We start from the raw sequence: 12,583 nt of genomic DNA, 5'->3' as shown, positions 1-12,583 counted from the left end.
AAACTTTATTTTTCCTCGCCGGCGTGAGAAAGCAGCCAGCAGTTATGAATTTGACGATTACGGGCGAAATCCTGCGACAGGGTTTGGCTGGTGATCTCTTTTGCGCTCAGACCGAGCTGGCTCAGTCCCTCGAGATCCATCTGGAAACCGCGCTTGTTGTTGGAGAACATGATGGTACCGTTACGACGTAAGATGCGCTTCAGATCTTTCATTAATGAGAGATGATCACGCTGAACGTCGAAACTTTCGGCCATGCGTTTAGAGTTGGAGAAGGTTGGTGGATCAATGAAGATCACGTCAAACTGCTCGTCGCACATGCCAAGATAAGAGAGGCAGTCGGCCTGGATCAGGCGATGCTGACGCCCAGTCAAATCGTTAACCCGCAGGTTTTTCTCAGCCCACTCGAGATAAGTTCGGGACATATCCACAGTGGTAGTACTGCGTGCGCCACCCAATCCTGCGTGAACACTGGCAGTGCCGGTGTAAGCAAACAGGTTGAGGAAGTCTTTACCTTTGCTCATTTCACCGAGCATCTTGCGCGCAATGCGGTGATCGAGGAACAAGCCGGTATCGAGGTAGTCGGTCAGGTTAACCCAGAGTTTCGCGTCGAACTCCTGAATCAGCTGGAACTCACCTTTTTGCGCCAGTTTTCCGTACTGATTCGTGCCTTTCTGACGTTCACGGGTTTTCAACACCAGTTGGCTTGAGGAGATATCCAGCACGGAGAGGGTGGCGTTGATCACGTCGAACAAACGCTGACGGGCTTTCTGCGCATCAACTGTTTTTGGCGGCGCGTATTCCTGAACCACAACTTTACTGCCGTAGCGGTCAACGGCCACATTGTAATCCGGCAAATCAGCGTCATACAGGCGATAACATTCAATCCCCTGCTGCTTGGCCCATTTCTCCAGTTTTTTGACGTTTTTGCGCAATCGGTTAGCGTAATCTTCTGCCATTTGCGTACCTGCCGCACCCGTCGGATTTTCGGCCAGCTGATAGTTTTTCTGCACGCATTCCAGCGGACCGTTTTTCGCTTTGAACTGACGGTCGGCACGCAACTGCACACAGCTCAGCAGTTCAGGCGAGGCGCTGAACAGAGAGAGCTGCCATCCGCCAAACTGGGTTTTCATGATACGTCCGAGCTGGTTATGCAGGGCAATCAGCGCCGGTTCGCTTTCCAGACGTTCGCCGTATGGCGGGTTACTGATCACGGTACCTGTCGGGCCTTCGGGCAGCGGATTGACCAGTTTGCCCACTTCACCCGGTTCGAGGGTGATAAGCTCGGCCACACCGGCGCGACGGGCGTTTGCTCGCGCCATCTCAATCACGCGGCGGTCAATGTCAGAGCCGAAGAAGCGCGAGGTGGTTTCCTGCAGCGCACGGCGGGTACGCACTTGCGCTTCCGTCGTCAGTTCACGCCATAACTCAGCATCAAATTTGCTCCAGCCGGTAAAACCCCAATGCGGACGATGCAGACCCGGTGCGCGATCGGCGGCAATCATCGCCGCTTCAATCAGCAGGGTACCGGAACCACACATAGGATCGACCATCGGCGTGCCTGCTTTCCAGCCAGAACGCATTACAATGGCTGCAGCCAGGCTCTCTTTCAACGGGGCCTGACCTGCAAGGTCACGGTAACCACGCTGATGCAGACCTTCGCCGCTTAAGTCCAGCGCCACGCTGGCGGTATCACGTTGCAGGAAAACGTTAACGCGGATGTCCGGCAGCTGCTTCGCGACGTTAGGGCGTTCATCCATTTTACGGGTAAAGCTGTCAACGATGGCATCTTTGACTTTCAATGCACCGTACTGACTGTTGCGGATTTCGTCGTTCAGGCCGCTGAAATGGACAGCAAAAGTTTTATCGACGCCGAAGATTTCCGGCCAGTCGATAGCCATCACACCCATATAAAGGTCTAAGTCACTGTGGACTTTAAATTCATTCAGAGGCAACAGAATGCGCGAAGCCAGACGGCTCCACAGCAAACTTTGATACATCAGGCGATCGTCACCTTCAAAATGCACCCCTCCCTGCACAACTTTGCAGGCTTGCGCACCCAGCGTTTCCAGTTCGCTTTTTAAAAGTTCTTCCAGTCCACGCGCCGTGCTGGCAAACAAAGAGTTCATATCGACATATCACCAAAAAGAAAATAGTTGCGCATTATAGCTAATCCGGCCCGCTTGTCATAAAGTCTCTGGTCATCAGAAAAAAATAGAGCAAGGAGGCACTTTGTCCGTGACCACTCTTTCACGTTTATTCGTTCACCCGGTAAAGTCGATGCGTGGGTTGCAATTGTCTCACGCTCAGGTGACAGCCAGCGGTCTGGCATTTGACCGCCTCTTTATGCTGACCGACCTACAGGGCATGTTTATTACCGCCCGCCAGTACCCGCAACTGGTTCAGTTTACGCCTGCTTTACTTCCCGATGGCCTCTTAATTACCAGCCCTGATGGCGATACCATCAGCGTACGTTTTCGGGATTTCAACCCGCAGGCAGAACCCACAGAAGTGTGGGGCAATCAGTTTACCTCACTCATCGCGCCAGATGCGGTAAATCAGTGGCTGAGTGGCTATTTAAACCGCGACGTGCAGTTACGCTGGGTGGGTGAAGAACTGACGCGCCGCGTGAAAAAACACGCTGGCGTCCCTCTCTCCTTCGCCGACGGCTTCCCATACCTGTTAATGAATGAAGCCTCGATGCGCGATTTGCAAAACCGTTGCCCCAGCAGCGTGAAGCTCGAACAATTTCGGCCTAATCTGGTGGTTGCAGGCGTGGAGGCGTATGCAGAAGACAGCTGGCAGACGATTCGCATTGGCGAGGTCATATTTGATCTGGTGAAACCCTGCAGCCGCTGCGTATTGACCACGGTGAGTACCGAACGGGGCCGTAAACACCCGCGCGGCGAACCACTGAAAACGCTGCAAAGTTACCGCACGGCCGACAACGGCGATGTCGATTTCGGTCAGAATATGATTGCGCGTAATACCGGCATGATCCGCGCCGGTGACAGCATTCAGGTGCTGGCCACCAAACCACCACGGCCTTACTCTGCCGGTGTGGTGGTAGAAAATGTGGCAGCGCCGAAGAACGACGTTAAAAGTGTCAGCATTAACTATCAAGGCACGGAGTTTACCGGAAATAATCAGCAGATTTTACTCGAACAGCTGGAAATGCAGGGGTTACGTATCCCCTACTCTTGCCGTGCAGGTATTTGCGGAGCCTGCAAGCTGACGCTGGAAGCTGGCGAAGTCTCGCCACTCAAAGCCAGTGCGATAGGCAAAGATGGGACGATTTTATCGTGCAGTTGTATTCCGGGAACGGATATTGTACTGGGCTAATAAAGCGATAGATAAATATACGAAGTCAGGTCAGGCGGGAAATCAAACCGCCTGATCGTAGAAATGTGTTTTATCCGCACGAACCGGTGCAGGCATCAGGCGGTCATGCATAATTTTAATCGCATCCCCCAGCACCATTGCGCGTCCTGCCAGCGTTAACCGGTCTTGTGCCAGCAGACAAAGGCTGGCGTTATCACCCGACTCCACGACCAGCAACGTCGCCTGCTCACCGCTGTCCATAACCTGAACCTGCGCAATCTGCCCGTTATCAGGCTGGAAGGGCCGGTGCTGTTGGGTAAAATGCCAGCTTTTTGGCATCAGCGGTTTAAGAAAGCGGAAAGCCACCAGCGCATTGAGCACTAATTCAGCCCGTTGTTCATTCCCTAGTTTGACGTTCTTGCACTGCTCTTCGTAGTCAAAATAGAGAGCGGCATCATCGACACAAAATGAAGCAGCACCGAAGGCATCCGGAGTCAGCATTTTAGCGGGAAAACGTGAACGGAAAATCATTCCATTGGCTAAATCCAGCATCAGCCGGTCATGCTCAGTATCAAAATACCAACGCCAATTATCATCTGGTTTGATTTTCATTTTCTTATCCCGTTTGCCCCGAACCCACAATCCGATGACCAACTATTAAAAGCAGCGAACATAGATTAAGCTTTTTACCCGTTAACTGATATCAGACAAATCTTGAGCTGGCATTGTCGATATATTGGGGCAGTGGACAAAATATAGACGAGCCGGGTTAAGAAATAAACCCCCGGCTGCTCTTAGATGCAAAAAATATTAGATATGGGTAACAATATCCTTAATCAAACGTGGCCCGTGATAGATAAATCCGGAATAGATTTGAATTAAAGAAGCCCCCGCCGCCATTTTTTCACGTGCTGCCGTTAATGAATCTATCCCGCCGACACCAATAATAGGCAGTTGGCCCTTTAGTTCAGCGCTGAGCATACGGATAATTTCCGTGCTGCGAAGCTGAACAGGACGGCCGCTTAATCCACCCGTTTGTTCGCAATAATTCAGCCCCTGGATCAGTTTACGATCCAACGTGGTATTAGTGGCGATCACCCCGTCCATATTATGGCGAACTAAACTGTCTGCTATTTGGATCAATTCCTCATGAGAAAGATCCGGCGCGATCTTCACTGCGACAGGGACATATTTCTGATGCCGTTGCTGTAATTCGAGCTGTTTATTTTTAATCGCCGCCAGCAGATCATCCAGCGCCTCACCGTACTGCAATGAACGCAGTCCTGGGGTATTAGGCGAAGAGATATTCACGGCAATATAACCGGCATAGGGATAAACTTTCTCCATGCAGGTCAGATAATCGTCTTTACCATTTTCGACCGGCGTGTCTTTATTCTTGCCGATATTAATGCCGAGAATTCCGCCAAAGTGGGATTTTTTAACATTGTTCACCAGGTTATCCACGCCGTGGTTATTAAAACCCATGCGGTTAATCAGGCCTTCTGCCTCGACGATACGAAACAGGCGCGGCTTATCATTACCCTCCTGCGCACGCGGCGTGACGGTACCCACTTCGACAAAACCAAAGCCCATCGCACCGAATGCATCGATGCAATCGCCGTCTTTATCCAGACCGGCAGCAAGGCCTAACGGGTTTTTAAATGAAAGCCCCATGCAGTTGACCGGTTTGGTCGGCACGGACTGACGGATAAGAAATTCAAAGGGTGAACCCGAAATACGGCTCAGCTGACGAAAAGTAAGTTCGTGCGCGCGCTCTGGGTCGAGCTGAAACAGTGCTTTCCTGACAAGAGGATAAAACATGAAAACTCCTGGATTCCCGGTGGCTAGACGGGGCGACATTATCGACTAAGCGCCGCATAAAGGGAAACGTTTCACGGCCAAAAAACGCCTTTCACGCAATCGATACCTTTTTATTCACTTCCCCTTCACGTTTTGATTACCTTTAAGCCAAGGAATTTCCGGCCTTAGCCGCTTTTTCACTTTCCATTTCTAAAAATGAGATTTCCAGTCCCCCGCCCGCGCCTGTTAGCTTTAAATCACTTAGTTAAACAAAATGATGAATCTAGAACTTTAAGTTATAAGGAATGGTGTGATGATGCGCGTTATCTCTCTGGCAGGCAGTCCGCGACAACCCTCCCGCTCTTCGGCGTTACTGGCGCTGAGCCATCGCTGGCTAACCTCGCGCGGCGTGGAAGTGATCTCTTACAGTCTTCAGGATTTCTGTGCAGAAGATTTACTGTTCGCCAATTTTGCTAGCCCACAGCTGAAAAAACTGACGGCGCAACTTGCTGAAGCAGACGGTCTCATCGTCGCTACTCCGGTGTATAAAGCCTCGTTTTCGGGTGCGCTGAAAACCCTGTTGGATCTGCTGCCTGAACGCGCACTCGACCACAAAGTCGTGCTGCCTCTGGCAACGGCCGGTTCGATTGGCCACATGCTGGCTGTAGACTACGCGCTAAAACCGGTACTGGCTTCGTTGAAAGCGCAGGAAGTGTTGCAGGGCGTATTCGCCGATGACAGCCTGATTAGCGATTACCAAACTTTTCCCGCCACCCTTGAGCCCGCACTGAGTGAGCGTCTCGAAGAGTCGCTGGAGAATTTTTATCTGGCCCTGAGCCGCCGTCGCCCTCTTCCACGTCCCGCCGCACTGGCCGCCACCGCCACGCTGCGTATCTGACGGGTCATATAGGAGCTCACCGATGACATCCCCCCTCTCTTTACTGCGCCGTTTACCTTTAGTGGCAGTGCTGTTTGCTACACTGGCATTCAACGCACAAGCAGCCACGACATCGCAAAAAGATCCTGCTGAATTTCGCATTGCGTATCAAAAAGGTTCTGTCGGACTGGTGCTGGCGAAAGCGCATCAGTTGCTGGAAAAGCGATTCCCGGAGACCAAAATCAGCTGGGTAGAGTTCCCTGCCGGGCCGCAAATTCTGGAAGCGCTGAACGTGGGCAGTATTGATCTCGGCGGCACGGGCGATCTTCCCCCGCTGTTTGCTCAGGCTGCGGGTGCTGATTTGCTTTACGTTGGCTCTGAACCGCCAAAACCCAAAGCGGAAGTGATCCTGGTCGATAACAACAGTCCAATCAAAACCGTGGCGGATCTGAAAGGCCATAAAGTGGCCTTTCAGAAAGGCTCCAGTTCGCACAACCTCTTACTGCGCGCCCTGCAACAGGCCGGTCTGCAATTTACCGATATCAAACCCGTGTATCTGACACCGGCCGATGCCCGCGCGGCCTTCCAGCAGCATGACGTCGATGCCTGGGCAATTTGGGATCCTTATTACTCTGCGGCAAAACTGCAAGGCAATGTCCGCGTATTAATCGACGGCAGTACGCTGAATCAAACCGGTTCATTCTATCTGGCACCGAAAAAATACACCGAGGCCAATCCGCAATTTATTCATCAGGTGCTGGCGGTACTGACCGAAGCCAATGCGCTGGTCAGAACTGACCGTGCTCAGAGTATTCAGTTACTTGCTAAAGCCATGGGCCTGCCGGACAACGTGATTGCCAGCTATCTGGATCACCTGCCGGATTCTCCTATTACGCCGGTAGATGAGCGTACGGAGAAAGCCCAACAGGCAACGGCTGACCTGTTCTATCAGATTCATATCCTGCCAAAACCGGTTGAGATAAAAGATCGCATCTGGCGTGACGCCGTCTCGCAGTAATCAAAACCAACAATAACAGTCGCCGCTCATCAGAAGCGGCAACATTGACGACAGAGGAGTTATCACATGAGCCTGAACATTTTCTGGTTTTTGCCCACTCACGGCGACGGTCGCTATCTTGGTACCAACAAAGATGCACGCACCGTTGATCTCAGCTATTTACAACAGATTGCACAGGCGGCTGACCGTCTCGGTTTTGGTGGCGTATTGCTGCCCACGGGCCGTTCATGTGAAGACTCCTGGCTGGTTGCTGCGTCGCTGATTTCTGTTACCCAGAAGCTAAAATTCCTGGTGGCGCTGCGCCCGGGGATCATCTCCCCGACGCTGGCAGCCCGTCAGGCGGCGACGCTCGACAGACTTTCTGGCGGCCGTGCCCTGTTTAATCTCGTGACCGGCGGTGACCCGGCCGAACTTGCCGCCGAAGGGTTACATCTGAACCACAAAGAGCGCTACGAAGCCTCGGCGGAATTTACCCGCATCTGGCGGCGGGTGCTGGAAGGGGAAACGGTTGATTACGAAGGCAAACATATTCAGGTTAAAGGGGCCAGCCTGATGCAACCACCGGTACAACTGCCCCGCCCACCGCTCTATTTCGGCGGATCCTCTGACGAAGCGCAGGATCTGGCCGCTGAACAGGTAGAACTCTATCTGACCTGGGGCGAACCCCCGCATCTGGTGAAAGAAAAAATTGAACAAGTCCGCGCCAAAGCCGCAGCAAAAGGGCGTAGCGTGCGTTTCGGTATTCGTCTGCACGTGATCGTGCGCGAAACCACAGAAGAAGCATGGCAGGCCGCCAACCGTCTGATTGCCAACGTCGATGATGAAACGATTCAGAAAGCGCAGGCGGCTTTTGCCAAAACCGACTCCGTCGGCCAGCATCGCATGGCTGCCTTGCACGGCGGCAACCGGGACAAACTGGAAATCAGCCCGAACCTGTGGGCCGGTGTCGGCCTGGTGCGCAGCGGTGCAGGCACCGCGCTGGTCGGCGATGGTCCGACAGTCGCTGCCCGTATGCAGGAATATGCCGATCTGGGCATCGACACCTTTATCTTCTCCGGTTATCCGCATCTGGAAGAGGCATACCGAGTCAGCGAATTGCTGTTCCCGCATCTGGATCTGGCGACGGCTGATCAGGACACCACGGTCAAACGCGCCATTGAAGCGCGCGGTGAACTGGTGGCGCATGATTTTGCCCCTAAACGCGCTGCCGCTCAGCATTAAGGAACCTGACATGCATACATCGCAACGCTGGCTTGACCGGATACTCCCGTGGGTTGTACCGGTCGCCCTGATCGGCGGCTGGCAGTTGGCAGTGGAAGCCGGATGGCTCTCGAACCGTATTCTTCCTGCGCCGAGCGCAGTAGTGGAAGCCTTCTGGACGCTGGCGAAAAGCGGCGACCTGTGGCAAAACCTGAAGATCAGCACTTTCCGCGCATTGGTGGGTTTCGCTATCGGCGGCAGCCTGGGCTTATTACTGGGTTTTATTACCGGCCTTTCCCGCTGGGGCGAACGTTTGCTCGACAGTTCGTTGCAGATGTTGCGTAACATCCCCCATCTGGCGCTGATCCCACTGGTCATTTTGTGGTTCGGCATTGACGAATCCGCCAAGATCTTCCTCGTGGCACTCGGCACCCTGTTCCCCATTTATCTCAACACGTACCACGGCATTCGCAATATAGACCGAGGTTTACTGGAAATGGCGCGCAGCTACGGACTCACCGGATTCCCGCTGTTTGTACAGGTGGTGCTACCGGGTGCCCTGCCCTCCATTATGGTCGGCGTACGTTTCGCACTGGGGTTCATGTGGCTGACGCTGATCGTGGCGGAAACCATTTCGGCCAACTCCGGTATCGGCTATCTGGCGATGAACGCCCGTGAATTTCTGCAAACTGACGTGGTGGTGGTCGCCATTGTACTGTACGCCATTCTCGGCAAACTGGCCGACCTGCTGGCCCGCGCTCTGGAGAGTGTCTGGCTACGCTGGCACCCGGCTTACCAGAAGAAACAAGGAGACGCCGCATGAGCAATACAGCACGCATTCCTCAGGGTACGCCGGTGACACTGGCGGGTATCAGTAAAAAATATGGCAACCGCACCGTCCTCAATGACATTAATCTGCGCATTTTTCCGGGGCAGTTTGTGGCAGTGGTCGGCCGCAGCGGTTGTGGCAAAAGTACATTGTTGCGACTGCTGGCCGGGCTGGAGAGCACCACGCACGGAGAGATGCTGAGCGGCAGTGCGCCACTAAGCCACGTGCGTGATGATACGAGACTGATGTTTCAGGATGACCGTCTTCTGCCGTGGAAAAAGGTGATCGATAACGTAGGATTGGGCCTAAAGGGTCAATGGCGCGAAGCCGCACAGGCCGCCCTGGAAGAGGTCGGGCTGGCGGACCGTGCCAACGACTGGCCTTCGGCGTTATCTGGCGGGCAAAAACAGCGCGTCGCGCTAGCCCGCGCGCTGATCCATCGCCCTCGGTTGTTATTGCTGGATGAGCCGCTGGGGGCGCTTGATGCCCTGACGCGTATCGAAATGCAGGGATTGATCGAACGTTTATGGCAGCAGCATGATTTTACCGTCTTGCTGGTCACGCATGACGTCAGTGAAGCCGTCACGGTCGCCGATCGGGTGATTTTGATTGAACAGGGCCAGGTAGGTCTGGATCTCCAGATTGATTTACCCCGCCCACGCCGCAAAGGTTCAGCGCGGCTGGCAGAACTGGAAGCCGAAGTGCTGGAGCGTGTTCTCACACCGCAGCCATCGCAAACGGTTCAGCAAGAAGTCAAACGCGCGCAACGTTAATCATGACGTGAGTACAGAATGCAAAAAGGGCGATGTTTCCATCGCCCTTTCGTTTTCTATTATAACGCTGCTTTTTACGCGTCTAATGCCTTACTGATTTTCTCAAACAGATCACCGGACAGATTCTCCAGCCCTTTCAGTTGCTCAAGCGCACCGCGCATCAGCGCCTGACGATTGGCGTCATAGCGTTTCAGACGGATCAGCGGCTCAATCATTCTCGCTGCTACCTGCGGGTTACGGGTATTCAGATCGGTGAGCATTTCCACCAGGAACTGATAACCGCTGCCATCCGCTGCATGGAATGCAGACGGGTTAGTTGAGGCAAATGCACCGATGAGCGATCGTACACGGTTCGGGTTGCTCATAGTGAAAGAACGGTGAGTCAGTAATGAACGAACTTTTTGCAGCACATCAGCCGATGGGCTGGAAGCCTGCAAAATAAACCATTTGTCCATCACCAGACCGTCCTGATGCCAGCGCTCATCGTATGCCGCCATCAGCGCTTCACGACACGGTAACTGCGCCGCAACCGCCGCAGACAGCGCCGCCAGAGAGTCAGTCATGTTGTCGGCCTGCTCGAACTGCGCACGCACAATTTTATCAGCCTGAGCAACATCACCAAACGCCAGATAACGCAGACAAGTATTGCGCAATGTGCGTTTGCCGATGTCCGCATGCACGACGCGGTAAGCCGGCAGGCGATTCGCGTTATACACCGCGAGGAACTCATCTGCCATTTCGGTTGCCAGGCAACGAGTAATGGCGGCATGTACTGCGCTGATCGCTTCCGGATCGATAATCTCGAACAGTTCAGCGATTTCATTTTCAGACGGCAACGTCAGGATCTGCGCCGCGAGTGCAGGATCAATGGTTTCGTCCAGCAGCACGGCGCGGAAGGCATCGGCCACGTGCAGAGGTAATGACAGCGGTTGTTTCTGCTGATGACGGGCCACGTTAAGTTTGATGTAAATGGCCAGCAGGCTTTGCGCTGAATCCCAGCGTGAGAAGTCATTACGTGCGTGTTTCATCAGGAAGGTCAGCTGATGGTCACCATATTTGTAATCAAGCTTAACGGGTGCTGAGAATTCACGTAGCAAAGACGGCACCGGCTGATATTCCACATCTTCAAAGATGAAGGTCTGCTCGGCCTCGGTTACGTTCAGCACGTTGCTGACGATGCTGCCGTTTTGCTTAAGCGGGATCACATTACCCTGCGGATCGTAGAGTTCGATATCCAGTGGAATATGCAACGGCAGCTTTTCAACCTGGTCGGCGGTCGGTGGCGTTTTCTGACTGACGGTTAACGTATATTGCTGTTTTTCCACGTCATAATCGTCACGCACGGTCAGAATTGGCGTGCCAGACTGGCTGTACCAGCGGCGGAACAGAGACAAGTCAACGTTCGACGCATCTTCCATTGCCTGCACAAAATCATCACAGGTTGCTGCACTGCCATCGTGACGCTCGAAATAAAGCTGAATACCGGCCTGGAATTTCTCTTCACCCAGCAAAGTGTGCAGCATACGGATAACTTCTGAACCCTTTTCATACACCGTCAGGGTGTAGAAGTTGTTCATTTCGATCACTTTTTCCGGACGGATCGGGTGCGCCATCGGGCTGGCGTCTTCGGCGAACTGGGCGGAACGCATGATGCGCACATTATCAATACGGTTCACCGAACGGGAACCGAGATCAGAGCTGAATTCCTGATCACGGAAGACGGTCAGGCCCTCTTTCAGGCTCAGCTGGAACCAGTCGCGGCAGGTCACACGGTTACCGGTCCAGTTATGGAAATATTCGTGGCCGATCACCGCTTCAATGCCCAGATAATCTTTATCCGTCGCCGTCTCCGCTTTTGCCAGTACATATTTGGAGTTAAAAACGTTCAGGCCTTTGTTTTCCATCGCGCCCATGTTGAAGAAATCAACAGCAACGATCATAAAGATATCGAGGTCATATTCCAGATTGAAACGGGTTTCATCCCACTTCATCGACTGCTTCAGTGACTCCATCGCCCAGTCGGCGCGGTCAAGATTACCGCGGTCAACAAACAGCTCCAGCGCCACATCGCGGCCTGAACGGGTTTTGAAGCTATCACGCAGCACGTCAAAATCACCGGCCACCAGCGCAAACAGATAACAAGGTTTTGGGAACGGGTCCTGCCACTTAATCCAGTGTTTACCGCCTTCCAGTTCGCCGGAATCAATACGGTTGCCGTTGGACAGCAGGTACGGATAACGTGCTTTGTCGGCCACGATATGGGTTGAGAAACGCGCCAGCACGTCCGGACGATCCAGATAATAGGTAATGTGCTGGAAGCCTTCGGCTTCACACTGAGTACAGAGAGCTTCACCGGAAAGGTAGAGTCCTTCCAGCGCGCTGTTTTTGGCCGGATGAATTTCGTTGACGATGCTGAGCTCAAAGGCATCCGGCAGGCGGTCGATGACCAGAGTTTTCTCTGTAACCTGATAACTTGGCCAATCTTGCCCGTTCACTTTCAGACTGATTAACGTCAGGTCTTCGCCGTTAAGCACCAGCGACGCGCCTTCTGCACCCTGGCGTTTAATCTGGCTGACAGCGGTAACCACAGTCGTTTGTGCATCGAGTTCAAAATTGAGGTCGATATCAGTAATGGTGTAGTCCGGCGCGCGGTAATCGTGGCGGAACTTGGCTTGCGGCAATTGAGTCATAAAAAACCTTTTAACGTTTTCGTTAGGGACGAGGTCTGTTGTTGATCGTCGCTTGTCTGAGTGCTCCGGCAGGAGAAA

The 12,583-nt window shown here is 53.3% G+C and carries 10 protein-coding genes; 6 read left to right on the top strand and 4 right to left on the bottom strand.

Going from position 1 to position 12,583, the window contains the following annotated elements:
* Positions 1–5: 5 nt before the first annotated feature.
* Complete coding sequence (gene rlmKL, locus ACZRKO_RS03610) at positions 6–2,126, bottom strand: bifunctional 23S rRNA (guanine(2069)-N(7))-methyltransferase RlmK/23S rRNA (guanine(2445)-N(2))-methyltransferase RlmL (RefSeq protein WP_463735883.1); 2,121 nt, start codon at positions 2,124–2,126, stop codon at positions 6–8.
* 109 nt (positions 2,127–2,235) lie between these two features.
* On the opposite strand from rlmKL, the gene ACZRKO_RS03605 reads away from it, so the two are divergent.
* The gene (locus tag ACZRKO_RS03605) at positions 2,236–3,339 is read left to right on the top strand and encodes a YcbX family protein (RefSeq protein ID WP_463737458.1); all 1,104 of its coding nucleotides are present in this window, start codon (positions 2,236–2,238) and stop codon (positions 3,337–3,339) included.
* A 42-nt stretch (positions 3,340–3,381) separates the two neighbouring features.
* On the opposite strand, the gene ACZRKO_RS03600 is transcribed toward ACZRKO_RS03605, so the two are convergent.
* Positions 3,382–3,930, bottom strand: a complete 549-nt coding sequence (locus tag ACZRKO_RS03600) for a cell division protein ZapC (protein ID WP_463735882.1) — start codon at positions 3,928–3,930, stop codon at positions 3,382–3,384.
* Between the two features lie 198 nt (positions 3,931–4,128).
* Entirely contained in the window at positions 4,129–5,139 is a 1,011-nt protein-coding gene (gene pyrD / locus ACZRKO_RS03595) for a quinone-dependent dihydroorotate dehydrogenase (RefSeq protein ID WP_463735881.1), read from the bottom strand.
* Between the two features lie 295 nt (positions 5,140–5,434).
* Between pyrD and ssuE the strand changes: the two genes are divergently transcribed.
* The 5 genes from ssuE (at position 5,435) to ssuB (ending at position 9,815) form a co-directional block, all read left to right on the top strand.
* The gene (gene ssuE, locus ACZRKO_RS03590) at positions 5,435–6,016 is read left to right on the top strand and encodes an NADPH-dependent FMN reductase (RefSeq protein ID WP_463737457.1); all 582 of its coding nucleotides are present in this window, start codon (positions 5,435–5,437) and stop codon (positions 6,014–6,016) included.
* Between the two features lie 22 nt (positions 6,017–6,038).
* Positions 6,039–7,013, top strand: coding sequence for an aliphatic sulfonate ABC transporter substrate-binding protein (locus ACZRKO_RS03585; protein WP_463735880.1), 975 nt, complete (start codon positions 6,039–6,041; stop codon positions 7,011–7,013).
* Positions 7,014–7,079: 66 nt separating this feature from the next.
* Entirely contained in the window at positions 7,080–8,234 is a 1,155-nt protein-coding gene (ssuD, locus tag ACZRKO_RS03580) for an FMNH2-dependent alkanesulfonate monooxygenase (RefSeq protein WP_463735879.1), read from the top strand.
* Between the two features lie 10 nt (positions 8,235–8,244).
* Positions 8,245–9,036: an aliphatic sulfonate ABC transporter permease SsuC gene (gene ssuC / locus ACZRKO_RS03575; protein WP_463735878.1), complete on the top strand. Its 792-nt coding sequence runs from the start codon at positions 8,245–8,247 to the stop codon at positions 9,034–9,036.
* The gene (ssuB, locus tag ACZRKO_RS03570) at positions 9,033–9,815 is read left to right on the top strand and encodes an aliphatic sulfonates ABC transporter ATP-binding protein (protein ID WP_463735877.1); all 783 of its coding nucleotides are present in this window, start codon (positions 9,033–9,035) and stop codon (positions 9,813–9,815) included. Before ssuC ends, ssuB begins: the two co-directional genes overlap by 4 nt.
* A gap of 74 nt (positions 9,816–9,889) precedes the next feature.
* On the opposite strand, the gene pepN is transcribed toward ssuB, so the two are convergent.
* On the bottom strand, positions 9,890–12,505 hold the full coding sequence (gene pepN / locus ACZRKO_RS03565; protein WP_463735876.1) for an aminopeptidase N: 2,616 nt from the start codon (positions 12,503–12,505) through the stop codon (positions 9,890–9,892).
* Positions 12,506–12,583 lie beyond the last annotated feature (78 nt).

The organism is Ewingella sp. C233, assembly GCF_055407225.1.
The sequence above is the reverse complement of the archived record's forward strand: the minus strand, read 5'-3'. Positions and strand labels throughout refer to the sequence as shown.

Bases quoted from the DNA above. Each gene is read 5' to 3' on its own strand.
- pyrD (WP_463735881.1), bottom strand. From the start codon at position 5,139: ATGTTTTATCCTCTTGTCAGGAAAGCACTGTTTCAGCTCGACCCAGAG.
- ssuB (WP_463735877.1), top strand. From the start codon at position 9,033: ATGAGCAATACAGCACGCATTCCTCAGGGTACGCCGGTGACACTGGCG.
- rlmKL (WP_463735883.1), bottom strand. From the start codon at position 2,126: ATGAACTCTTTGTTTGCCAGCACGGCGCGTGGACTGGAAGAACTTTTA.
- ssuC (WP_463735878.1), top strand. From the start codon at position 8,245: ATGCATACATCGCAACGCTGGCTTGACCGGATACTCCCGTGGGTTGTA.
- pepN (WP_463735876.1), bottom strand. From the start codon at position 12,505: ATGACTCAATTGCCGCAAGCCAAGTTCCGCCACGATTACCGCGCGCCG.
- ssuE (WP_463737457.1), top strand. From the start codon at position 5,435: ATGCGCGTTATCTCTCTGGCAGGCAGTCCGCGACAACCCTCCCGCTCT.
- ACZRKO_RS03600 (WP_463735882.1), bottom strand. From the start codon at position 3,930: ATGAAAATCAAACCAGATGATAATTGGCGTTGGTATTTTGATACTGAG.
- ssuD (WP_463735879.1), top strand. From the start codon at position 7,080: ATGAGCCTGAACATTTTCTGGTTTTTGCCCACTCACGGCGACGGTCGC.
- ACZRKO_RS03585 (WP_463735880.1), top strand. From the start codon at position 6,039: ATGACATCCCCCCTCTCTTTACTGCGCCGTTTACCTTTAGTGGCAGTG.